Annotated in this window: 23 protein-coding genes; 8 read left to right on the forward strand and 15 right to left on the reverse strand. The window is 35.1% G+C overall.

Going from position 1 to position 25,341, the window contains the following annotated elements; genetic code table 11:
* Positions 1-49 precede the first annotated feature (49 nt).
* Positions 50-1,981: a putative PEP-binding protein gene (locus tag AB1280_RS12660; protein ID WP_429756010.1), complete on the reverse strand. Its 1,932-nt coding sequence runs from the start codon at positions 1,979-1,981 to the stop codon at positions 50-52.
* Positions 1,974-2,891, reverse strand: a complete 918-nt coding sequence (ilvE, locus tag AB1280_RS12665; RefSeq protein WP_429756011.1) for a branched-chain-amino-acid transaminase — start codon at positions 2,889-2,891, stop codon at positions 1,974-1,976. Before ilvE ends, AB1280_RS12660 begins: the two co-directional genes overlap by 8 nt.
* Positions 2,892-3,050: 159 nt before the next feature.
* Here ilvE and AB1280_RS12670 point away from each other — a divergent pair, with 159 nt between their 5' ends.
* From AB1280_RS12670 to AB1280_RS12685, 4 genes are all read left to right on the forward strand, one after another.
* On the forward strand, positions 3,051-3,617 hold the full coding sequence (locus AB1280_RS12670) for a helix-turn-helix domain-containing protein (protein ID WP_429756012.1): 567 nt from the start codon (positions 3,051-3,053) through the stop codon (positions 3,615-3,617).
* Positions 3,618-4,408: 791 nt separating this feature from the next.
* A complete protein-coding gene (locus AB1280_RS12675; protein WP_429756013.1) occupies positions 4,409-4,651 on the forward strand; it encodes a hypothetical protein in 243 nt (80 codons plus the stop codon).
* Positions 4,652-5,116: 465 nt separating this feature from the next.
* On the forward strand, positions 5,117-5,677 hold the full coding sequence (locus tag AB1280_RS12680; RefSeq protein ID WP_429756014.1) for a DUF2199 domain-containing protein: 561 nt from the start codon (positions 5,117-5,119) through the stop codon (positions 5,675-5,677).
* A 201-nt stretch (positions 5,678-5,878) separates the two neighbouring features.
* Positions 5,879-6,190: a hypothetical protein gene (locus AB1280_RS12685; RefSeq protein ID WP_429756015.1), complete on the forward strand. Its 312-nt coding sequence runs from the start codon at positions 5,879-5,881 to the stop codon at positions 6,188-6,190.
* 360 nt (positions 6,191-6,550) lie between these two features.
* Here the strand turns inward: AB1280_RS12685 and AB1280_RS12690 are convergent, their stop codons facing one another.
* Complete coding sequence (locus AB1280_RS12690) at positions 6,551-6,958, reverse strand: hypothetical protein (protein WP_429756016.1); 408 nt, start codon at positions 6,956-6,958, stop codon at positions 6,551-6,553.
* Positions 6,959-7,091: 133 nt separating this feature from the next.
* A complete protein-coding gene (locus AB1280_RS12695) occupies positions 7,092-7,292 on the reverse strand; it encodes a hypothetical protein (protein WP_429756017.1) in 201 nt (66 codons plus the stop codon).
* 417 nt (positions 7,293-7,709) lie between these two features.
* On the opposite strand from AB1280_RS12695, the gene AB1280_RS12700 reads away from it, so the two are divergent.
* Complete coding sequence (locus AB1280_RS12700; protein ID WP_429756018.1) at positions 7,710-9,191, forward strand: C69 family dipeptidase; 1,482 nt, start codon at positions 7,710-7,712, stop codon at positions 9,189-9,191.
* A 235-nt stretch (positions 9,192-9,426) separates the two neighbouring features.
* On the opposite strand, the gene AB1280_RS12705 is transcribed toward AB1280_RS12700, so the two are convergent.
* The gene (locus AB1280_RS12705; protein ID WP_429756019.1) at positions 9,427-10,248 is read right to left on the reverse strand and encodes a GH25 family lysozyme; all 822 of its coding nucleotides are present in this window, start codon (positions 10,246-10,248) and stop codon (positions 9,427-9,429) included.
* Positions 10,249-10,411: 163 nt separating this feature from the next.
* Between AB1280_RS12705 and AB1280_RS12710 the strand changes: the two genes are divergently transcribed.
* Positions 10,412-10,804, forward strand: a complete 393-nt coding sequence (locus AB1280_RS12710; protein ID WP_429756020.1) for a hypothetical protein — start codon at positions 10,412-10,414, stop codon at positions 10,802-10,804.
* 60 nt (positions 10,805-10,864) lie between these two features.
* On the opposite strand, the gene AB1280_RS12715 is transcribed toward AB1280_RS12710, so the two are convergent.
* From AB1280_RS12715 to AB1280_RS12735, 5 genes are all read right to left on the reverse strand, one after another.
* Positions 10,865-12,547: a glycerol-3-phosphate dehydrogenase/oxidase gene (locus AB1280_RS12715; RefSeq protein WP_429756021.1), complete on the reverse strand. Its 1,683-nt coding sequence runs from the start codon at positions 12,545-12,547 to the stop codon at positions 10,865-10,867.
* A gap of 133 nt (positions 12,548-12,680) precedes the next feature.
* Complete coding sequence (glpK, locus tag AB1280_RS12720) at positions 12,681-14,171, reverse strand: glycerol kinase GlpK (protein WP_429756022.1); 1,491 nt, start codon at positions 14,169-14,171, stop codon at positions 12,681-12,683.
* 13 nt (positions 14,172-14,184) lie between these two features.
* Positions 14,185-15,006: an MIP/aquaporin family protein gene (locus tag AB1280_RS12725; RefSeq protein WP_272187077.1), complete on the reverse strand. Its 822-nt coding sequence runs from the start codon at positions 15,004-15,006 to the stop codon at positions 14,185-14,187.
* Positions 15,007-15,211: 205 nt separating this feature from the next.
* Positions 15,212-15,772 (reverse strand): glycerol-3-phosphate responsive antiterminator, encoded by a 561-nt coding sequence (locus tag AB1280_RS12730; protein WP_272187076.1) that lies wholly within the window; start codon positions 15,770-15,772, stop codon positions 15,212-15,214.
* 194 nt (positions 15,773-15,966) lie between these two features.
* A complete protein-coding gene (locus AB1280_RS12735) occupies positions 15,967-16,395 on the reverse strand; it encodes a VOC family protein (protein ID WP_429756023.1) in 429 nt (142 codons plus the stop codon).
* Between the two features lie 595 nt (positions 16,396-16,990).
* Here AB1280_RS12735 and AB1280_RS12740 point away from each other — a divergent pair.
* Complete coding sequence (locus AB1280_RS12740; protein WP_429756024.1) at positions 16,991-17,920, forward strand: bestrophin family protein; 930 nt, start codon at positions 16,991-16,993, stop codon at positions 17,918-17,920.
* A 287-nt stretch (positions 17,921-18,207) separates the two neighbouring features.
* Here AB1280_RS12740 and AB1280_RS12745 read toward each other — a convergent pair whose 3' ends face one another.
* Positions 18,208-19,152 carry a nucleoside hydrolase gene (locus AB1280_RS12745; protein ID WP_429756025.1) on the reverse strand — a complete coding sequence of 315 codons (945 nt, stop codon included), beginning with the start codon at positions 19,150-19,152 and terminating at the stop codon, positions 18,208-18,210.
* A 246-nt stretch (positions 19,153-19,398) separates the two neighbouring features.
* A complete protein-coding gene (locus tag AB1280_RS12750; RefSeq protein ID WP_429756026.1) occupies positions 19,399-19,812 on the reverse strand; it encodes a hypothetical protein in 414 nt (137 codons plus the stop codon).
* An 890-nt stretch (positions 19,813-20,702) separates the two neighbouring features.
* On the opposite strand from AB1280_RS12750, the gene AB1280_RS12755 reads away from it, so the two are divergent.
* On the forward strand, positions 20,703-21,116 hold the full coding sequence (locus AB1280_RS12755) for a VOC family protein (RefSeq protein ID WP_429756027.1): 414 nt from the start codon (positions 20,703-20,705) through the stop codon (positions 21,114-21,116).
* A gap of 65 nt (positions 21,117-21,181) precedes the next feature.
* On the opposite strand, the gene AB1280_RS12760 is transcribed toward AB1280_RS12755, so the two are convergent.
* The 3 genes from AB1280_RS12760 to yhaM all read right to left on the reverse strand — a co-directional run bounded on the left by AB1280_RS12760 (position 21,182) and on the right by yhaM (position 25,282).
* Entirely contained in the window at positions 21,182-21,382 is a 201-nt protein-coding gene (locus tag AB1280_RS12760) for a sporulation YhaL family protein (RefSeq protein ID WP_306200328.1), read from the reverse strand.
* A 246-nt stretch (positions 21,383-21,628) separates the two neighbouring features.
* On the reverse strand, positions 21,629-24,016 hold the full coding sequence (locus AB1280_RS12765; RefSeq protein ID WP_429756028.1) for an immune inhibitor A domain-containing protein: 2,388 nt from the start codon (positions 24,014-24,016) through the stop codon (positions 21,629-21,631).
* Positions 24,017-24,337: 321 nt separating this feature from the next.
* Positions 24,338-25,282, reverse strand: a complete 945-nt coding sequence (gene yhaM, locus AB1280_RS12770) for a 3'-5' exoribonuclease YhaM (protein WP_272187067.1) — start codon at positions 25,280-25,282, stop codon at positions 24,338-24,340.
* Positions 25,283-25,341 lie beyond the last annotated feature (59 nt).

Consider the following 25,341-nt stretch of genomic DNA (forward strand, 5'->3'; position numbering starts at 1 on the left):
TTTTATTAAAAATACGTTTACACCTCGGAAGGTGTAAACGTTATAACTTTTATAAAATGTCGCTATACAACGAACGTAATGTAGCTTGCGCACTAGCAATTAAAGAAAATAGTATTCTATCAGGAGGTGTAGAGATGTAATTTAATCCGTGTGGTGTGGCATATTTAGATAGCCATTTTACTGAATCCCATGATCCAGCAATCTCGCCCCCTAATCCCATTATATACTCTCGATTATTGTATTTTTTTAAGAGTTTTGTTCGTCTTAATGCTTGAATAATTACTTTACCAACAACTTGTTCATTTAAAACTTGAAATGGATTAGACGGAATTACATTTAATTTTACATACTCAGGTATCATGGACATAGCAGAATCGGATCGATTCATATTTAAGCAAGCTGCTGTAAAATCATTTCCACCAAACAGTACTCCGTTTACTTGAATATCATCTTCAATATTTAAAATATCTTCTATTGCATGGAAAGAAGCGGATGTTTCAATCATTACAGATATCCCACGCGTTATATTTCTTGCATCATGCTTTCGCACATATTTCTTAAATGTCTTTAAAAATAATTCTACTTCTTGCGGAAATGTTACCATTGACAATAAAACTTGTAACTGAATTGGTATTCCGTGACTCTCTGCTTTCTTCGCTGCTTTGATAACACCTTCACACCATGCTTCGCATATATCTTCTCGTTGAACTGTAACTCTTATCCCCCTACATCCATGATACGTTTCAGATTCATTTGCAAGTAACGCAACACGTTGTTTTACTCTGTTTATATCTAATTTATACTTTATAGCAAAATCTTCTACCTGAAATCCCTTAGGAAATATCATGTTATACGGCATACATAATAACCTAACAACAGCTAAGTTACCTGTTCCTACTTTAAAGACGTCATAAATCATATCTGCAAATCTTTCTATGTAGTATTTTTTATAATCTAAATACTTATCATCTAAAACCTCTTTTCCTAAAAACATAAGCCGTAATAAATCTATATCATCTTGTTTATTCCACATTCTCTCGTCTCGCAATAACCCTAGTCCATATTTATTTGCATCATCAACTAATTCAACTTCTCCATCTTGAATTGAAATATGGCTACTAAACAGTTTAGTAAGGACCATCGCTTTAGAAGTATGGGCAGTTGAATAGACCTTAAGATCAGATATTTCTCGAGCAGCTTTGATTAATTTTTGAAATCCATGAAATTCAGGAGATTGGATATTACGCACCAATTCTTCTTTATATTGCTTATAAGAATTTGTATGAATAATATTCTCTTTTGTATGTAACGGTCCATATGTTTCAAACGACTCTAAATATATTTCCGAAAGATATAGGTACACTTTTGAAATATCAGATAATTCCACAGGTAACTTCCCTTTAAATATCAATCCTTTATTTGAACTAAGAGAGACATTGTCTGACTCTTGAAGTATCCCTTTTTCAAATACAACAAATCTAGATGGTTGTTCGACTATAATTTGGCTGTCATCATTACATATATATACTAATTCAAGGCTGTCATCAGCAATTTGATAATCACACTCTACTCCTACTAGTGTTGGAATCCCTTCACAACTAGCCTGAACAGGACAAAAAGTAGTACGTCCTTGTTGATTAGTAAAAAAACCTTTAGATGATGTTAAAATATGGAAGTCTTCAAGATTACCATTAGGACAAGAGTAGATTAAATCAATTGTAGTATTTCTTTGCTTTGCCTCTTTTAACAAATATTCTCCTAATTTCCGATCCAAAACCAATTGTCCTGTAACATCTCCTGGTAAAATACTACTCCCTGTTCCAATCAAATTTTTTTCATCTATATCACAAAAATTTGATGATAATATCTCAATTAATTGCTCCTCTGTAATATCAAACAGAAAATCCCTAGGAGACACAATGCCTTTTGAAATATTAGAGAGTATATCTAACATCTCATTTGATTTAGATAATTTAAGCATTGGCGTTCTCCTCTCGAACTTCCGTTTTATAAACAGGTGTTCCATACATAGGGTTTTTAGTCATTTCTCGAAATTTTGAAATAATTACTTTTGTAATCCTCCCTATTTCTCCACTAGCAATTAAAATATTATTAATGCGAGTAACCCCAACGATTTCAGCATGTGTTCCCGTTAAGAAAATTTCTTTTGCATTTATTAATTCATGTGGTGTAATATTTCTTTCTTCAATCTCTAAGCCCATTTCTTTTGCAATACTCATAACCACTTGACGTGTGATACCTTTTAAAATTCCATTAGAAGAGCATGGTGTTATCAACTTTTTATTACTAACCATAAAAATATTACAAATAGTGGATTCTGAAATAAAGCCTTGTGGGTCTAATAAGATAGCATCATCTGCATTGTATTCATTTGCTTCCATTCGTGCCATAATACTGTTCAAATAATTTAAGGATTTAATTTCGTGAGATGTCCCTTCCACAGAATCTCTTCGAGTTGACACAATTACTAGAGATAATCCTTTTTCTTTAACAGAGGTTCCATGAACATTTGGTAAATCTTCTGTAATGATAATAACATTTGGTTGTATACATGTTCTTGGGTCCGGTCCCATTGCACCAACGCCCCTAGTTATAACCAATCTAATATAGGCATTATGCAAGTTATTTTGACGTAATGTTTCTAAAATGAAATATTTTATCTGTTCAGAAGAATATGGAATATTAATACGAAGACTTCTTGCAGATTGTTCTAATCGCTCTAAATGTTCACTTAGTTGAAAGACATGACCAGAATAACAACGTAATCCTTCATAAATCCCATCACCATATAATAATCCATGGTCGTATACACTAATTTTTGCGTTTTCTTTTTTTACAAATTCACCATTCATAAAAATCATGGAACTCATTCCTATCACCCCTGCGCTCTGTTATTTACATAAGGTGTTATATCTTAGTTGTAAAACCCCTAAAAATCCACTATAATGGATTTGTTTTCATGATAAGAATATATCAGGAAAATGTCAAGAAATAATTCACTATAGTAAACACGAAATAGGAGGGATGTCATGGAATTTGGAAGAAATGTAAAAAAAGAAAGAAAGAAGAAAAACCTTACTTTGGACGATTTAGCAAAAAAATCTAATGTAAGTAAATCTATGCTTTCTATGATTGAGCGAAGCGAAAAAACACCGACTATTCAGGTGGCATCTCAAATAGCAGAAGGTCTAGAGCTCACTATCTCAAAATTATTAGGAGAACAAACAAAAAAGGAGATCCTTGTTATTCGCTCTGACCAGAGACTTATCTATAAGGAAGAAAAATCTGGATTTGAGAGACATCTTTTATCTCCATCCTTTCCCACCAAAGGGTTAGAATTTATTTTAAATGTGTTACCCCCATTACAAGAAACTGGTATTTTCTCCCCTCATAAGCAAGGAGTGGAAGAATATATTTATATAGCAAAAGGAAAATTAAAAGTTGAACTAGGTAATACTCCCGAAATTTACAACTTAGAGGAAGGGGACTCTATTTATTTCGAAGCAGATATAAAACACAGATTTATTAATGTTCTAAATGAGGAGTGTCATTATTATTTAATTATTAATTCCTATCCAGCTAATACTTTTATTTAATAGATGCTGTGATATATACATTAAATTAATTGAAAATCCTAGAACAAACGTAACAAGTGATGAACAAAAATATATATTTGCTTTTTATCCTAAATTTGAGGAAGAATGTGAATGTGGTGATAGGGGTCCCCATACATGCCCATCAACTTAAGAATTTTATAACACCCAAAAACAAAAAAATTGTACATTTTCACATGAAGATGTACAATTTTTTTTGTTTTGGAGGTATTTGTATTTCTTAACTTGATAGCGATGGGTCTGTACTCCAAATAAGGCTTGTTATTGTCTCGTATGACTTATCTCAAAAGTCCTATCGTTGTTAAATAACTCATTTTTAACATTGTAAGTAGCTTAGCGTTGTAAATCCGCATTTTCGAGACTGGACCCCATGTTCTAACGAAAAATTGATAAGAACTACATATACATCTTTGGCTAGAACACATACTATCTAAATGAATAAATTAATAGAAAGGAGGGAATACCATGGCTTGCATAAATAAAAACTGTTTTGATATCTGTATAGAAACAATTTTAAACCCTAATGGCGGGGCTGAAATCGTTGTAAAGTGTAATGATGAATGTTCCTCTAGTTTTAATGTAATACCTTTTATTGCGTGTTTTAACACGAATTTAAATGATGATTTCAGTTTTTCTACTAATCTATTTAGTCTCACAAAAAGATAAATAAATCCATTAATCCCCATATACGATTAAAATGGTTATTATGCCGTTCCTCTATTATTTTTGATTCATATTCTATCAATGAACGCTAAATAAAAGGAGGGAAATTTATGGCATGTACTACGAATGATGTTTGTTTTAATGTCTGTCTTGTAATTACAATTACCCCCGGAGGTGGAACAGCATCAGTTATAAATTGTGGTGAAGCCTGTGGGACAAGCCCAACAATTGTAGTTAATCCTAATGGATCAGTTGTTATTACACTACCATTATTGGCATGTTTCTCAATTACATTAAACGATGATTTAAGTGTTTCATCTTCATTAACAAGCCTTTCATTTGTAACTTATTAAAATAAATAAGATATTTATTTTAATTTGTTAACTGTAAAAAGACACTCAATATGAGTGTCTTTTTAACATCCAAATATCACAAAAAAGACAACTTAGCTGAATGATCTGTCTTTTCTTGTTTCATCCATTTTTCAACAATTTATTGGTTTCAAAAACTTAAATACTAATAGAGGTACCGCCAGCATTTCGGAAAAAAACCATGCTAAGAGCATGCAAGATTTTATACAGTTTTTCGGCTAATCCAGTAACAAACGGGAACCCTGAAACCCACACCAGGATAGGAATGTATAAAAAATGAATAGGATCATAAAAAAAAGAAAGGCGGATTCTTTATGAGAGTGAGGATTCCACCTTTTCCTTACTATTGATAATATTACGTTATGTTAACCTAATATGTATAGGATATACATATCAATTCTCATATATAATTTAAGATAAACAATGAAATAAGGAGCATATAATCAAATGCGCAGAAGAAGATCGTATGGAAGAACAAATAAGAAAGAAATTAGCTATGAAAAATTTCGTTGTATTCATTCCGAACAGGAACTACCAATGAGCTATGGAAGTGATGCTCCTATTTATTATTACAATGTTCCTAAAATGGAAAGACCAAAACGCTTTGAGATAAATTCTGATATCTGCATTATGGATGAAGAATATTACTTTGTTCGAGGTTGTATAGAAATTCCGATTATAGATAGTAACGAAATATTTATTTGGAATATATGGGTATCTTTAAGCGAAGAAAACTTCAACAAAACAATGGAATTATGGAAAGTGAAAGAAAGAGAAACAGAAGAACCTTACTTCGGATGGCTTTCTACATCAATCCCTGGTTATCCCGATACATTAAATTTGAAAACACATGTCCATACAAGATCCATTGGTATGAGCCCCTTTATCGAATTGGAACCGACTGATCATCCTTTAGCAGTTGAACAGAGAGAAGGAATTACTCTACAGAGAGTTGCAGAAATTAAAGAAATTGTTACCCGATATAATCAAGAAGAAGATTCTGAGTAAAACATATTATAGCTTTCGAGAACGAGAATTATGTGACATAAGGACCCTTCAGATCTTAAACTGGAGGGCTTTTAATAGTATCCTAAATACATTGAATCCCGATAATGTTACGTTATGTTAACCTCCATGAATATCCTATTCATCCAAATTTGCACAAAATTGTCTTTGCTGATGGTACAATTAGGATAACGGAGGAATATTATGAGATATCCTAATAATCTTTATGTAATACTGTTTCTTATAATTGGCACTGCAATATTCGTAATTATAAAAGCTAATTCACCAAAAATTAAGGCTAAAAATCTATCATTCATAATGGTCAGCTTAGGGATGAATCTACTCACAATTCCATTCGCACTTTTTATAGGTGCAATGACAACAGACTCTCCAGATAGTACTGAACTTGATTTTTGGGGAGTAATTCTCTTTATTCAGGGAATACCGCTCCTCATACTACTTCTAGCTTTGGTATTGTGGTTAATCCGCAAGGGCAAAGAAAAAATCAATACATAGAATTTTAAAACGACTTCCGCTAACGAACATTATGTAAATGAGCTGTCCATATGGGCAGCTTATTGTATTATTTTGCTAATGTAGCGGTACCCCATGCCCATCTAATCGTATTGTTTCCATAATAATTCGCCCCTATTTAATTTCAGTCAATATTTTATACTAATTTAAAGTTTTATAAACAAATTCTATTTCAGATTCACATGAAAACAATCCGAACTAGCATTCAACCTGTCATTCTCATCAAAAAAAGCTGTTTTTACTTAAAAAGTTATATAATAAAAAAACCGTAGAAATTGATAAGACCTACGGTTTTTTCATAATTCTCCCTTTTATTAAGCGTAAATCACATAAATTTAGGAGTTATAGTTCCATAAATTCATCAATTTCAGCTTTACGCTTTAAAAATATTTCCATATCTTTTTTCTCTCTTTCTATTAAACCCAAAACATGTGTATCTTCTAAGGCTAATTCTTTATAGCCCCATATATAATCTATTGTTGTCTCTTTTATGTGCCTATGGTCTGCAAAATACCATTCTAAAGGCTGTAAAGGATCTGATACTGTAAATAATTCCGCTGGATACCATGATGGCATATTCGCATTTTCTCCTAAAAGTTGATAATCTAATTCTCCATTTGATAAACTTATACCGTAAACCACATATTCTTTTCTTATTTCTAGATTTAAAATCATGTCACGTGTATAACCTTGCTTTAATAATTTATCTGAAAATTGATTACATGTGTTATTTATACATATTACCTTCATTTTTTATCCCCTTACTTCTTTTTTAATTTTTAAATTTAAAATCATCAACTTCTCCTGTTTTTGTGTTTTTAAGATAGTGTATTTCTACTCTATTCCCATTTTGAGTCATTTTAACCCAGCCTTCTTCATGAGGTCAACGAGGATCTGTAATTACAAGTTTTGGAATCGGCATTCTTTGAGGAGCAGACTTGAATTCTTTCATTGCTAGTTGTTCCTCTAAAAAGTTGGCAGTTGTTCGGCCTGTAGAACCTCTCCCTAATACTTTTACTTCATATTTTGTAGTTTTTGCTGCCTTCTCCAGGTTTTTCGCTTTCTTCTCGGGGTCCCGCCACATAACCATCAAGCTAATATTTTGAAAAAACTCCTATAACGAAAAATTTACGTTTTCACAATTATTTATGGGAGTTCAGCTCATTTTTTTCGTTTTGTGGAACAATTAATTTCTTAAGTTGATGGGCATTGATGCTACCCCTTATTAGACATTTCTATGAGTTTTAATCAGATTTTTTTATAAAAAAGTTTGAACCAAATCGAAAGAAAATCAGGATAGCTGCCCGGTAACCCTTCGATCTTTTTTATAAGGGAAACAGGAGAAAAGCGAGGAATGGAATAGGATAATCCATTCCTCTGAGTAAATGATTTTGGACTAATTTTTTCTATATGAACAATATGTGAAAGCGCTCACAAAAATATTATATTATGTTAGAATAATAAGGAAATAAATCCAGAAATGTTAGAGGAGGAAGGCAAAATGAAGTTACATAGTATCAAAAAAGCATGTGTAGCAGCAGCCGTTACTACCTTAATAGTTGGAGGATTCGCCCTTCCTGCAAGTGCTTGCACATCGGTTTTTGCAGGAAAAAAAGCAACCGCAGATGATTCGGTCATGATTGCACGAAATGAGGATGTATCTAGTGCATGGTCGAAACATGTCAAGGTATTCCCTCGTAAAACACATAAATCAGGGGAAAAACTAAAATTTGAAACTGGACTAACAGTAGATCAACCCAAGGTATCCTATAAATATATTGCAATACCAGACTGGGATCCTTCAAAAGGGCCTTTTGAAGAAGCAGGGATAAATGAATACGGAGTAGCTATTTCTGCTACAAATAGTGCTTATGCAAATAAAAAAGCAGAAGCATCTGATCCATTTGTGAAAAAAGGTGTTAGCGAATCAGTTATTCCAACCTTAATTTTACCACGTGTTAAAACAGCCCGTGAAGGTGCTGAATTACTAGGACAGTACATTGAAAAGTATGGTTCTGCTGAAGCAAATGGTGTTGCGATTGCAGATAAGAATGAAATTTGGTACTTTGAGGTTGGAACAGGACATCAATGGGTAGCAGAAAGAGTACCTGATAACGCTTATTTAATTGTTGCGAATGGATTAAGAATCGATAATGTGAATCTTTCCGATACGAAAAACTTCATGGGCTCTAAAACATTAATTTCTCATGCAGTTGAAAAAGGCTTAATACCAAACGATAACAAAGATAATAATCAAAAATTTGATTTCGCTGGAACTTATGGTGATGTTGGTCAAAAATACAATACACGTAGAGAATGGTGGGGACAAAAGACATTTACTCCATCTATAAACCAAGATGCTGAATTAACACGTTATCCATTATTTATGATTCCGGATCAGAAAATTACGCCAAAACAAGTGATGAAATTCTTGGGCTCTCACTATGAAGGTACTCCATATGACCCTTCTACAAGTACAGGTAAAGATGAGCGTGCTGTTGGTGTAGATCGTACAGTTGAATCCCATGTTATTCAACTAAGATCTAATATGCCTGCTGATATTGCCAATGTTATGTGGCTTAGCCTAGCAAGCCCGAAATATAGTGTTTATTTACCATTCTATCAAGGAACATACGACACACCAACTGCTTTTAAACTTGGTAATGACAAATATGATGATCAATCAGCTTACTGGGCTTTCCGTGCACCAGCTGCTTTAGCTGCAACAAACCCAGACACACTTGGAGTAGGATTGAAAAACTATTGGGGTAAATACGAGGATCAGTTATTTGCAAAACAAAGTTCGGTTGAAAAAAAGGCTACTGAACTTTATAAGGAAGACAAACAAAAAGCAATTAAGTATTTAAATAAATATAGTAATGACACGGCTACAGATGCATTTACAAAAGCAAAGCAATTAAGAAATGAATTAATTACGGATATTGCAAAAAAATCAAAAGATGTCTTCAACCCGGATCTATAAGAAATGAAGAAAATTTTGGGGCAGTCTCACAGCTTTTAAGCTGCGGGGCTGCCCCCTTTTTACGACACTTTCCCCAAAAGTATAAATTGATTCTTTAAAGGATATATTGAGCATTTCATATATGTTTCCATCATGGAATTTACAATATAAATATCCTTTCTTCTTGAGTTACCTCATAAAATTCATAGAAAAGAGGCCTTCCTATCGTGCCATCCCATATAATATACATCAATAGCTAAACCCGCTGGACCCACATACCGTATGATGGAAAAATTTCTTCCAACTTCGCAAACGTTTCATCGCACCATATTTTGGAGTTGAAATCACCAATAATGATACGCTGATTTCCATCGTCAAGGGTTTGCGTCCACATCCCATAGTCTGGGAAAATAGCTTTAATTGTGTGATATACATCTTCTGTCCATCCAATCGAATTGAAGTCTCCTACAAAAATACGATACAGTTCCTGAGCATTTATGAACCATTTGAGCGGTTTATCTCCATTTAAAGCATTTAAATCTACTTTTCCAATTCCATCAAGCCATCCCCCTGTTTCACCATCTGCATATTGCCACAAATCGCATGCATATTTAGGTTTTCTTCCTCCGTATCGTGGAATCCATAAGAAATCAGCTTGTACATTTTGCAACCCATAAGATCCATACATATGATGCGATACATATAAACCAACTTTCCAACCAGCATTCTGGCAAGTCGTAATAAATGCTTGTGTTGCTTCTGCTAGATTCGTAGCTCCGCAGCTTGCTAGCGTGTCATCTTCCACATCTAACACAAGAAACTTTGCATTTGGATTGACACGTACTAGAAAATCTTCGGCCTCTACAATGGCATCTGCTATGCTTACATAACAGCCGTAAGCATAAGCGGCATGAGGAATTCCATATGCTTCTAAATTTTGAACATGTTCATTGTACAGTGGATCTACCTTCCTTGAGCCATATTGAACACGGCAAATTGCTAGATTCAGTTGCGGCGTCGCTACATCCCAATCGATATTATCATTGTATTTTGATAGATCTACGATATGTTTTGACATGATTCAATGTCCCCCTTTCTCGTTTTCGTAATATAAATAATCGTTCTACTAGTATATTTGGCAATGAATTTCTTAAAATAATTCAAATGTGAGGGACTTATAAACAGTATGCGCTGAACAATATATGTATAAAAAACGTATATAATTAAAGGAGGGTGATTTAATGAAAGTGATTACTCATTTATTACTACTATTTAGTCTAGTGATAACCGTAGTAGCTTGTAAAAATGAAAATCTTTCAAATTCCATATTATCTGTTGGAAAACCTACAGAAAACAATGATATACATTTTACAAACACAGATGAGAATAAAAAGATTCGTATCATTAATGAGATTTTTAACAACAAGAAATGGGATGTTAATAAGGAATTTGATGTGAGAGGAAAAATACCAGATTTAGTTCTCGAAATTAACAATCCTAACAAAGGATTACCTTCATTAAGCGTTATGATATTTTTTAATGAAAATGGAGCCGATGTTATAAATTTTAAAGCTGAATATACAGTTCTAAATAATGTAGAAGCTAAAAAAGTTAGAGAAGCAGCCGGAATATAAAAATTAATCATAAAAAAACCACACTGTTTCTACACATGTAGAAACAGTGTGGTTTTCACTTTATGCTAACGCAGATGCCTGATCTTGTTGATCAACTGGTACAACTGCATCTGTTAATGCTGCGTCTAATTCAGCTGTATATTTCAGCTTCTCTTCTCCACTCCAGTTTAAAGCTTCTGCCATGTAGTTGATAACAGCATCTTTCCATTGATATACCCAGTGGATGTTGAAGAATACTGCTCCCATACGGCGTACGAAGAAATCAACCGGCTTTGTTGCCATTTCAAACTCCATCGCGTATACGAGTGGAAGAAGTACGTCAAGCGGCATGTTATGGCGCTCTGCATCTCCTTTATATTCTTTCGCTAATTCGAAGAGTACGTCAACGTTTGAACCGTAGAATTTTGCGAATTGCTCTGCTTGTTCTACTGTTAAACCGTATTTTTTTCCTTCTTCTGCTTTTTTCGCGATAAATGCTGGGAAGTTTTTCGAACCACCAACATGACCGCCAGAGATTGGCATATGTTTCGTTGCACTTGCTGGGTATGAGCCTTGCCCTTCTTTTTGCATGAGCGATGTGACGTAGTCTAAGACCATCTCTGCCATTTTGCGATATCCTGTTAATTTTCCGCCGGCAATTGTGATTAAGCCAGATTCAGAAGTCCAAATTTCATCTTTACGAGAAATTTCAGATGCGCTCTTTCCTTCTTCATAAATTAATGGACGAACGCCAGCCCAGCTTGATTCAATATCCTTCTCTGTAATCTTTACAGTCGGGAACATGTAGTTAATCGCGTTAATAATGTATGTGCGATCTTCTGTTGTCATTTTTGGTACTGCTGCATCTTTATCATAGAATGTATCTGTTGTACCTACGTATGTTTTACCTCCGCGCGGAATCGCAAATACCATGCGTCCGTCTGGCGTATCAAAGTAAATTGCTTGCCCTAACGGGAAACGTTTTTGATCGATAACAAGGTGCACACCTTTTGATAACTGCAGGACTTTCCCTTTTTTCGAGTTATCTTTTTCACGAAGTGTATCTACCCAAGGACCTGATGCATTGACGATCTTTTTACCATACACTTCATATACGTTTCCGTCTAATAAGTCGACTACACGTACGCCGCATACTTTTCCATCTTTATATAAGAAATCGTCTACTTTCGCATAGTTGACTGCTTTTGCACCATGTTTGATTGCTTCTTTCATAACTTCGATTGTTAAACGCGCATCATCTGTACGATATTCTACGTAGTAACCGCCACCTTTTAATCCTTCTTGTTTCACAAGCGGTTCTCTCTTCATCGTTTCTTCGCGGCTAAACATTTTTCTACGCTCACTTTTCTTAACGCCTGCTAAAAAGTCGTATACACGAAGACCGATTGATGTACTAAACGCACCGAACGTACCGCCTGTATGGAACGGCAGCAGCATCCACTCCGGTGTTGTTACGTGCGGACCGTTTTCATATACAATGGCACGCTCCTTCCCAACTTCAGCTACCATCTTCACTTCAAACTGTTTTAAATAACGTAAACCGCCGTGAACAAGCTTTGTAGAACGACTTGATGTACCCGCTGCGAAGTCTTGCATTTCAAACACAACCGTTGATAGTCCGCGTTTTGCTCCATCTAGTGCAATACCAGCTCCTGTGATTCCTCCGCCGATGACAATTACATCTACTTCTTGTTTATTTACTTCATTTAAAACATTTTGACGTTGTTTACTTGAAAATTTCATGGTAATTCCTCCCTTTTATTACGAAAAAAAGAGACCACGAACATCACCATAGAATTGCTTCTATAGCGTGCCCTGGTCTCTCCAAATCTCCTACCGAATTATTAACTTATCATCATTATAACACTGTTTATGATTATTTAAAAGCCTTTGTTGCTTCAATTGCCTTTTTCCAGCCAGCATATAGCTCTTCACTTGTACCCGCTTCCATTGCTGGTGCAAAGCTCTTATCCATATTCCACTGCGCTGCGATTTCTTCTTGATCTTTCCAATAACCAACCGCAAGACCAGCTAAATATGCTGCTCCTAAAGCTGTTGTTTCGTTCACTTCTGGACGCTCTACTGGCACGCCTAAAATGTCGCCTTGGAACTGCATTAAGAAGTTATTTTTCACTGCGCCGCCATCTACGCGTAATGTTTTTAACTCAATGCCAGAATCTGCTTCCATTGCACATAATACATCTTTTGTTTGATATGCTAACGATTCAAGCGTTGCACGGACAAAATGCTCTTTCGTCGTACCGCGCGTTAACCCGAATACCGCACCGCGTACTTCACTATCCCAGTACGGAGTTCCAAGTCCAACAAATGCCGGTACAACATATACGCCGTCAGTTGACTCAACGCGCGCTGCATACGCTTCACTATCACTTGCATCTTGGAACATACGCAGTCCATCACGCAGCCACTGAATTGCAGATCCTGCTACGAAAATACTACCTTCTAATGCGTATTCTACTTTTCCATTTAAACCCCATGCGATTGTTGTTAATAGACCATGCTCAGATGCTACTGCTTTTTCACCTGTGTTCATTAACATAAAGCAGCCTGTTCCGTATGTATTTTTCGCCATACCTTCACCGAAGCAAGCTTGGCCGAATAATGCTGCTTGTTGGTCACCTGCAACCCCTGCAATCGGTATATTTTGACCGAAGAAATGATAATCAACTGTATGACCATATACTTCAGAAGACGGACGCACTTCTGGAAGCATGCTTGCTGGTACTGTTAACATATCAAGAAGTTCTTCGTCCCATTTTAACTCATGAATGTTATACATTAATGTACGAGATGCATTCGAATAATCTGTTACGTGAACGTTGCCGCCAGATAATTTCCATACAAGCCACGTATCAATTGTTCCAAATAATAACTCGCCGCGCTCTGCTTTCTCTCTTGCACCTTCTACGTTATCTAAAATCCATTTTACTTTCGTTCCAGAGAAGTATGCGTCAATTAAAAGACCTGTTTTTTCGCGAACCATATCGCCATAGCCTTTTCCTTTTAACTCGTCACAAATTTCCGCTGTTTGACGAGATTGCCATACAATTGCATTGTATACAGGTTTGCCTGTTTCTTTTTCCCATACAACTGTTGTTTCACGTTGGTTTGTAATCCCGATACTCGCGATTTGCTCCGGTTTTACCTCTGCTTCACTTAAACAAGTTGCAATAACTGCTAAAATAGATCCCCAAATTTCTTGTGGGTTATGCTCAACCCAACCTGGCTTTGGAAAATGCTGTGTAAATTCTTTTTGCGCAACATGTACAATTTTACCTTCTTTATTAAAAAGAATCGCACGTGAACTTGTTGTTCCTTGGTCTAATGAAAGAATAAATTTTTCCATGTTTATTTCCCCCTTATGCTACTTTTCTACTATTTGTATTTTTCCCGCTCTGTTTGCTTGTCATATAAGAGATTGCTAGAACAATCACTGTTGCAATAGATACATAGATAAGTGCTGAATTTTGCTTTCCTTCAAATACAACTTGATGGAATAATCCCGCTAATGATCCACCTAAAATCGGTCCTACTACTGGAATCCATGCATATTTCCAGTTCGATCCGCCTTTTCCTGGAATCGGAAGAAGGAAGTGTGCAATACGAGGTCCTAAGTCACGTGCTGGATTGATTGCGTAACCAGTTGTCCCTCCTAATGATAAACCAATACTTACAATTAAGAAACCTACAATGAACGGATTTAAACCGTCTGCAAACTTATTTGCTCCAATTGCTAAAATACCAAATACTAGAATAAAAGTCCCAATCATTTCACTTAAAAGGTTTGCAAATGTGTTTGGAATTGCTGGTCCTGTTGCAAATACGCCTAATTTTGTTCCTGCATCTTCTGTTTCTTTCCAATGTGGTAAGTAATGTAAGTATACAATACATGCCCCAATCATTGCCCCAATCATTTGTGCTGCAATATACATAGGTACATCGCTCCAAGGAAATGCTCCTTTAAACGCAAGTCCAATTGTTACTGCTGGATTCAAATGCGCTCCGCTAATCGACCCAACTGCATAAGCAGCTACAGAAACCGCTAAGCCCCATCCCATTGTAATAACGATCCATCCTGAATTTTGTGCAAATGATTTCTTCAAACTAACACCAGCACAAACGCCGCCGCCAAGAATGATTAGTAATGCTGTCCCTATTAATTCCCCTAAAAATGGTGACATATAACCCCTCCATAATCAAATTAAAGCGCTTTCAGTGAAAGAGAAGAATTGAATTTTCAAAAGAAAAAATCCACAAATACACGTTTCTATAAAATTATAGAAACAATGAAATGTGGATCTCTTCTTTTCTCCGTCACGTTTATTAACTTGTCTATAATGTTAAACTCATTTGAAAGCGGTGTCAATTAATTTTTTCATATTTTTGTCACTTTTTATGAAAATGTTTCCACAACTCTTTCTTCGACGTTGTAATCGCTGTCGCACCAGCTCCTAGAGCCCTTTCCACATCATCCACACTGCGAATAAATCCGCCTGCTAAAATAGGTAATCCCGTCCGCTCTTTCACTTCCGCAATTACGTCCACTAAAGCCCCTGGCAGCACTTCAATATAATCTGGCTTTGTCTTTTCTAAAAGAGCACAACTCTTTTCCATTGCACTTGAATCAATCAAGAAAACGCGTTGAATCGCAACGACACCTTTTTGCTTCGCTTTCATAATCACACTAGACCTCGTAGATAACACCCCGTACGGGCGAAACTCTTGACATATATATTCCGTTGCATACGCATCACTTTGCAAGCCGTGAATTAAATCCACATGTAAAAAGATTTTTTTACAATACTGCTTTGCAAGAGTAATGACACTTTTTAACTGAGCAACATGAATATCAAGAATAACGATATATTCATAGGAACTATGCAATAGCTTCTCTAAATCTTTAATTTGCCGAACCGCTGGTAATATTTTCTGTTCATGAAATTCCATTCGAAAGTCCCCTTTTTTGTATCTTCCTATTTCTTATAGTACACAAATTAAGGAAAAAGAAAAGATGGGACCTTTTCTTTTTAGCTGTGCTCGCTGGTTTTAGCGTCGAATACCTCCGAAGAATCTTTATATCATGTCTGCTGATATCGGCAAACACAAAAAAACGGGACTGATCGTCAGTCCCGTACATTGATTTACATATTAGCGCCTTGCGTTGAAACTTGCCACTCTACGCCGAATTTGTCTTTGACTTGGCCGTATGATGGACTCCAGAACGTTTCTTGAAGCGGCATTATAACTTGGCCACCATCTTGTAATTTTTCAAACACTTCTTGTGATTTTTCTGCATTTTGTATGTGAATAGCGATAGTCACTTGCGATCCAGTTTGCTCCGGCTGACCTGGGAATGTGTCAGAGATCATCAAATCCGTATTGCCAATTTTTAAATGCGCATGTAACACACGGTCTTTCGCCTCAGCAGGAACTGGGAATTCTGAATTTTCAGGCATATCTCCAAACGTTTGAAGGCTTACAACTTTTGCATCCAATGCATGTTCATAAAACTTAACAGCCTCTTGTCCATTACCATTTGTCACCAAATAGGGGTTAATACCTAAAATCATCACAAGCACCTCTTTCTAAAATGTTTAACATATGTAACCGCATAACAGAACATACGTTTCTGTTATTTTATCATATATTACATGTTTGTGGAACCATTTTACTTCGTTTATACAATGAAAAAAATCGACATCTTTTTATGTAACTCAGCTCGAATTTCGTGCTAAGCACATTCCCAGTCATCTTCCTTCATTCGTTCATTTTATAAGATGCTACCTAATGCTCAACACCAATCATACCTGCAATTGTATTTTTTCCGTGTCCATAATAATTACTATCACAGAATGATTTCAAAATCTTAAAACCCACTCTTTCCAGAGGTCAACAATACAGTTAAGTTTATTTCTCTTAGTGTATAAAATCAGTGATTGACAATAAGACCCTAACTATGATAAAAATATTAATCTGTTGATTAGCGTAAGGAAGTTAAAGTTTTTCTTCCGGAAAATGTATGAGAATATAATTTCTACGTTTTGTCCACATAACCCCATCTACCAAATACATACATGAAATCTGCTAGATTCATAGTTAAGAAGATAGAGAAATTCATACCATCAATTGTAAACAGCTTATAGAAGAAAAGAGGCTTATCCATCTATGATTCGTTACAACAATCAAGAAAGTTTAAAACAAATATTTACGTTAAAGGGAACGATTATAAAAGAAATCTTTAAACAAGTCATTCTTTATACATGTGTTTCCATTTGTATTGTTCTTATTAACTATTACTTTGGAATACATATAAATTCGACCCCGTGGGTTATTGTAGGGGGAGCTTTAGGCTTATTATTAGTATTTCGAACAAATACTGCATACGATCGATATTGGGAAGGCAGAAAATTATTTGGAGGAATCGGTAATTCAACCAGAAATTTATCAGTAAGCTTTTTATGTTACTGGGATTCTAAAGGAAATACTATGGATAAAGAGAAATTAAAATTTCTACATTTATTAATTGCTTTTCCAAAACTAGCTAAACAACATTTAAGAAACGAAAAAGAGCTATCTGAGGTAAAAGATTTATTAGAACTATGTTCGGATAAAGAAAAAGAAATGTTAGTGAAATCTAACTATTTACCCCTCACCATTATTTTTATGTTGAAAACCGTGATAACAAAGGGATTGAAATCTGGACAACTTCCTCCAAATACTTTAATGAATATGGAAGATGAATTAGATAATCTATTAAATTCTATAGGCGGCTGTGATCGCATTAAAGCAACCCCTATTCCCTTTGCATATTTTGCACATATTAAAAGTTTACTTATCATTTTTTGCGGGACTTTATCAATTGGGCTTGTCGATAGTATGGGATGGTTTACGATTATGGCAACTATGTTTATTAGTTTTGCATTTTTAGGAATTGAAGCAATAGGAGTTGAAATTGAAGATCCATTTGGTCAAGATTTCAATGATCTTCCATTAGAAGAAATTTGTATGGGAATAGAAAAACACTTACTAAACTTGTATTCCCAAAGTGAATTACTGGAATTACCAATTCCAAATCACAATACAAAAGCTATATAATTTTTAAATTATTACATATAATCAATCCTAATTTTACAAAAGAAGAATCTATCCTAGGTTCTTCTTTTTATTTTGTTTATAAAGGTGCACCTTTTGGAACGAGATGAATCATAAAGTATGTGTTACTAAATTACTGTAAAAGATATTTTGCTAGGCAGTTAATTCATAACGAAAAACTAAGTATAGATAATCCCGATTCATCTTTTCTATAAACGTTGGATCTTTGATTTAAACCAACGTGTAACCTTGATGTAATGGTATTTCACAGTCCTATATAAGATTTCCCACTAAAATAGCTCACCAGTCATTACAGTCATAAACTCCTTAAAAAATTGTTTGTAATTCATGTGTATTGCAATCCTATGTTTTGGACGATTACCGAATGTTTCGGGTTCAAAGGTGGATCTAAAATCTCCTACGCTTTGTCCTCGTAAAGTCTCAAGTATACTAACCATCACAGACGATTGATAGTACGTAAAAATATCATCGCGGTTAAGCGCAATCAAAGTCAGCACATCATGAACTGGGCTACCTTGTATTCCAGGAACTTTTTTTTGATAAAATTGATAATAGTAATAGTCTAAAAGTGGCTTTAAAAACTTAGTTTTTCCTTTAGAGTGAATATAATTGACCATTTCTGGTGTTACGATAGCTGTTTGTGTAACATTCAAGGGATAAATTGATAGATTTTTTGCGTATCTCATTACAATATTAGCTGCTTTAGGATCACCATAAAAATTAGCTTCTGCAATTGGAGTAACATTTCCTGGATATAGAAAAGCTCCTCCCATAATATAATAAGAATGGACATTTTTCATCACATCTCCATAAAGGAGAAATAAGCTTGCAAGAGACGTTAACCTTCCCGTATTCACGATAATCAGTTCATTTTTGTATTGTTCAATAAGTTTAAGAACTTCAAAGAAATTCTCAAACATTTTAAGTTCTAGTCCTGGGTGAATGGGCCCTATCCCAAACTTGCCGTGAACTTCTGGATAAAAAGTTTCAACCTCTGCAGCCATGGAATGTTCAGCCCCACCAAAAACTTTTATATTTTCTTTCCCTACACTTTTAAGTAAAAAACGAACATTTCTAATCACTTCTGTTTTAGGTACATTCCCATAATCCGCAACAATTCCTATCACATCAATTTTATCTGTTAAATGTGCATATATAAGAGCTATCGTATCATCAATTCCAAAATCACCAAAAAACAATACTTTTTTTCCCATACAGTATGTCTCCTTAGCTTTAGTATTGGCTTGTTAAAATAAATATAAATAGGGATGATTATAAGATAAGATTGCTCCTATACCTTTCGTAGCCATGTGGACAAATGAATTCATTTCGTTAACATACACTTTCGAGAAAAGAGAACAATTTCCTTTTGTATTCATAAGTTAAAAAAAGACGTATTCCATAAACAGGATACGCCTTCTTTATTTCATTGTTTATATAACATAAACAATTCCTTATTATTAATTAAATTTAGAAAGAGCAAATTTAGCTGTAAAATTCATTTTCTTCATAAATGAAGAATTCACTCCTGCTTGAAATTGTACAGAAATATTACCGTCTTTTTGTGATTTAAATATGCGTCCATAAGGTGAATTAGCATTGTATGTACCAATTACTTGATTGTCTGCATCAAAGACTGTATAAGAAATTGGGAATCCTGAATTCGTTACAAAAACTGTAAGTTCTTCTCCTTTTTTAAGATTAAAAGATTCTTTTTGAGACACTTCATATGAACTCAAAGAATAATACTTAGTAACCTCTTGAATTTCTAAATCCATAGTTGCTGCACTAGCCTTTGGTACTTCTAATCCTGGTAAATTCATGCCCGAAAGTACTGCAATTCCTAATGTTCCTGCTAAAATGGCTTTTTTCATAATTCTAACTCCTCCTCTAATATTCTTTCATAAAAAGGTTTCAACAAGTAAATTTAAAATTCACCCGTTGAAACTATTATAGTTACAACGAGAATGATTATCAATATAAAATAGTATGCAATTTTGCATATATGGGAAAGTTTACTTATTTGTATAGCAAAATCACTTGTTTGAAAAAAATAAAACGATACAAAACCCACGGAGAACAATCCGTGGGTTTTGTTTAAAGGAGCTTGGGGGGAGACTCAACTTGAGCAACCTTATTTTTCTAACACACCTGAGCAATTTGTTTTTCACTTAATAAAATGCTTGTACCAAATGTACTTGGGATCTCATAAGTTGCTTAAAATTCAAAAATAATTGAATATCAAATTCGACATTTTTGTTGTATTTAAAAAATAAAATATGCAGTTTAGAGGGTGTTTTGCATATATATTAGCGATAAACTTATCTTACTTTCAATATCTTTCAAAGCACTTTCAAATCTATTACAAAAAACATTCGTAAATGTTACAAAAGTCTTTCATGGACTTTAAAAGAGTTTAACTAATATGTCTATTTTTTTGTGATTAAACCGATGAATTACAAGCACTTACCCCACCTATAGTAAGTGCCGCTAGTAAACCTTGAAATGCAAATTACTCTCCTCCAACCCTTTTTCTATTTATTATAACAACAGTTAATATTGAGTTATATTTCTACTTTTTACCTTTCATATAATTGACAAATTCCATAATTTTTTCTTTCTTAGTAATAACCAGCCGTTCGGTTAGATTGCGCTCAATCTAACCTCTTCCTTCTTGAAATATGGCAGCCTGTAGCTTACACATGAAAGTGTTCTAAAGGATGAAATGCCTGAAATATAAATAGAATGAAAAGGAGATGAGTATATGAAACTAAATCACTTGAATTTATGCGTGAATGACTTATCGGAAGCAAGAAACTTTTTTGAAACATTTTTTGATTTTCAATTTTTAGAAGCGAAAGGAAAAGCTCTTGTAGTGCTGAGGGATAATGATGGATTTATTCTTGTATTAAGCGATCCAAAAGCGTTTAAAGATGGAAAAGATGCGACATATCCAGAAGCTTTTCATATTGGTTTCTTAGTAGAAGAGCCAAGTGAAGTTGATCAAGTATATAACCGCTTAATAGATGGAGGGATTGAAATAGATAAAGAGCCTTATAAGATGAGAGGGAATAGTTATGGCTTCTACTTTACAATGTTTAATGGATTGATGATTGAGGTTTCTTGTCTTGACTATAAAGATGGGAAAAGAATCTCAAGACTTAATAACACAAAATAACTTATAAACCATCACAATAGAAAAAGGATGGTAACCAATCGGCTACACATCCTCTTTCATAGTTATTAAAGTAAAACAGAATCCTTATCACTTTCTTGATTACGTCGCTCGCGTTCTTCTGCAAGACGTTTCATATAGACTTCGCCTTCTTTTTCAATAAACTCATTATCCATTTCTTGCTCTTTTTTAGACGTGTATAAGACCATATAACCGCTCACAACAATTCCAATAATAATAAGATAAACCCACCACGGTAAAGTTTGCATTCGAGTTCCTTCCTTTCATCAGACAAGCTTTGTTAGTTTCACTGTATGAAAGAAAGAGAGATTTTATGACTACTATATTTTTTCTATCAGCGAAGTCTTACTGCTCATTAAGGCGGGATAAAACTAGTTGTAAGTACGAAAACAAAAGAAATAAGAGTAGTTAAAATACCTACTCTTATTCCTAAGTTGCACGTAAATTACTGTAAACGAATATACTAAAGTTTACTTTCTGAAAAGAGCTTCACCTTAGCGATGAATCCAAACTGCTCCTGCAGTCTTATCATCAGCTTGACCTACTACTTCAAACTTCAATCCAAGCTTTGGAACTTTTCGTCCTGCATCTGGAATTAACGTGTTCATGTATGCTTTAGAGTCATCAAATTTCGCCACACCTGGTAATCCTTTATAATCAAATACTCCGCGTGATGGTGAATTTACTTTCCACGCTGGTGTTTGATCAAATGAGAACGCAGCATCTGCAATTTGATAACGCGTGCTACTTTTTACAGACGGTTGACCATTTAATGTTCCTACAATCGCTTCTGGATGAGAATCTACTACTCCAAGGAATCCTTCGCCTGGATGTACGCCAACCCAGTTATCTGTAAAGCTTTGGTCTGCATACCATACAACAAGTCCTGTATTGTAAACTGGACCGCGTCCATATTGCAGTGCTTCGTCAGAACCAGAATAGTTTCTCCACTCTAAATAGTAGTTATTTTTCTTATATTCAATTCCATTAGAAACAGTAAAGCCTTTTAAAGTAAAGCTTGGTTGCCCTTCTGCATCATCAGATAGCACAACTTTACCATCTACTGTTAAAGCCGCATTATCAAGCGCAAATCCTCTGTAAGATACCGCAATATCTGTTAAATAGTCGAATTGTAGTTTTACTTTCTTACCTTTGAATTGACTTAAATCATAAGATTTATCAATCCACTTATCATTTGTTGTATCGACACCATTCTTGATATCTTTGTCACCCATTCTATCAAGCTTTGTTTTCGTTCCATCTTCTGCAATCGCATATACATCAACGAAATCATACTTTGCTTCTAATTCATAGAATGCTTTGTAATCAAATTTTGCAGTCGTTGCATTTGTTAAATCAAATAACGGCGTTTCTAATGTTGTGTGGATGTCATTTCCTTTTGTACTATAGTAAAACTTCTGTCCAAAACCAGGTTCAATGTTTTTCACTTCTTTATCAGGTAAATTTACACGAACAATTCCTGGACGTTTTGATTTCGTAACACTTTGATCTAAATACGTCGCAGCGCCGACACCACGAAGTTTATCGTAGTCTACTTCAACAATATTTGCCCAGTTACCCTTCATATTTTTTTGGAAGAACTCTTTATTTTGCGGAGAGAAACTTGTCGGTTCTGTTCCAGCAACTCTTCCAGCCCAGCTTCCGCCGCTCATAATAGACCAAGCTTCAATTGGCTCACCTTGTCCTGAATACTTTGTATCGTACTCATCTGGTAAACCTAAATCATGACCGAATTCATGAGCAAATACACCAACTGCACCGTCTTCAGGTTCGATTGTGTAATCGTATGCAGCCATCTTTCCATCCCATCTTTGTACAGATGATTTCGTGCCATCAATTGCATAAGGTTTTGCACCAAGTTTTGAACGGTGAGACCAAATTGCATTATCTTTCAACTTTCCACCGCCAGCTTCTTGACCAACACCAGCGTGAACAACCATTAAATGATCAATAATTCCATCTGGCTCATTTTTATTGCCGTCATTGTTGTAATCGTATTGATCAAATTGATCATAATCAGCTAAATTAATTCCTTTTTCCACTGCTGCTTTTAATGCATCTTTTACTAAATCACGTGGTCCTAGAGGTCCTTTATTATCATGACCGCTACCAGCATCAGCGCCGTAATCAGCTGCTTTACCTGGAACAGTCAACCATTCTGTTACAGTTCCATCAACCGTATAGCTGCCGCCTGATTGCTCTTCATAATATTGCTTAAATGTTTTAATGTTCGTGCCATTGAATAATGTAAACGGCTCATCACCAAATAACATATTTTGATAATGATCACGATTAAAATCATTTGAATACATATATCCTTGCTCTTGATCGATATTGTTATGTTTAAAATCACTATATTCTACAAGAAGCACAAGAACTTTATCTTTGCGCACAGAACCGTTATAAGGTGCTTGCTTTGCTGAAGAAGTTGGCACTTTCCCATTTAGCTTTCCAGAATTTAATCCAGGTACTTGTCCATTTCCTACACCATTCTCTTTTTGATTCTGCTGCTCTTTCTCTTTCATCTTTTCATCTTTTACTTTTTTCATAAAGTCAGTAGCTTCTTGCGTAAGGCTGTCTTCTGGCGTTGTTTCCTTTCCAGGATTTTCGCCTTTCTTCTTCTCTATATATTTCTCTACAGCCTTTGCCGTTTCTGCTTGTGATGCAGAAGGATCAATAACCCCACGCTCCTTCAACGCATTTGCCAAGCGATCCTCCGGTATTAAATGCTCATCTATGAAACTAGATGACGCTGATGGTGATTCTGCATAAGCAGCATGACCACCGAAAGCAAACATAGAACTTAGCATAGCCCCAGTTGCCAACACTGAAAAAGTTTTTAATTTTCTGTTCTTTTTCAACGTAGTCCCTCCCCTATTATGTATAAGTTATCGACTCTTCCCTTTTTGTCGATATTTATATATTATTATCGATTGGTGTAATTTTCAATATTTTTGTAATATATCGAAAATTGATTGCGATTTATTTTACTACAATAATTTTTTCTAGAGTAGAATCTTCTTAGTTACGCTGATGCTCCCACCAATATATTAGCGCTTCAGCACAATTCAAAGTCCTTTCGGCAATATCCAACAAAGGAATCGTTCATCCACTAGTACTAAATTATATCGAAAAATAAAAAAAGCCGACCAAAAAGTTCACTTTTTGGTCGGCCCTCTCTTTTAATTATGAAACGTCGGTTTATAAAACGAACGATTATCAAGCGCAAAGACACGCTCAGTATATTCACCTGGTTTTGTGCGACTTAGTGCACGGTCCATCATGTTCATCTTCGCATCTAAGTTATCGATGTAATGCAGAATTTCAGCTTCTCTTACAAGCGGCGGCTTCGGACTTCCCCACTCTGCTTTGCCGTGATGTGATAAGACGATGTGCTGAAGAATTAATATTTCTTCTGCTTCAATTTGCAGTTCGTCTGCTGCTTTTCCAATTTCGTTTACCATGATAGAAATGTGACCTAGTAAGTTTCCTTCTAACGTGTATGTTGTGGAAATTGGACCTGATAATTCAATGACTTTACCGAGGTCGTGTAAAATCACGCCTGCATACAATAAGTCTTTATCAAGAGACGGATATAGCGCTGCAATTGCTTTCGCTAAGTCAAGCATCGATACAACGTGATATGCCAGCCCTGAGACAAACTCATGGTGATTTTTCGTTGCGGCTGGGTAATCTAAAAATTCCCCTTGATACTTATTCAACAAGTGTCTTGTGAGACGTTGAATATTTGGGTTACGCATTTCAAATATGTATTGTGTAATTTTCTCAACCATATCTTCTTTTTTTAGTGGTGCTTTTTCCACAAAATCAGAGATATCGTTTACTTCACCTGGATTTGCTACGCGAATTTGCTTGACGCGAAGTTGAATACGACCTTTATAGTTTTGAATATCTCCTGCTACTTTCACAATTGTTTCTGCTACATATTGCTGCTCTACTTCAGGTGATACATCCCATAACTTCGCTTCAATATCTCCGCTTTGGTCTTGCAAAATGACTGTTAAGAATGGTTTCCCGTTACTCGCGATTCCTTTCGTTGCCGATTTTATCATTAAAAATAAATCGACTTGCTCACCAACTTCATACTGTGCAATTTTCTTTTTCATATATCTTCCTCCACCGTCATCGATATAGTTAGTATAGCATATTATCGTACTTTTCCCTT

It is taken from the genome of Bacillus sp. S10(2024), assembly GCF_050473865.1.
In the GTDB taxonomy this organism is placed as follows: Bacteria; Bacillota; Bacilli; order Bacillales; family Bacillaceae_G; genus Bacillus_A.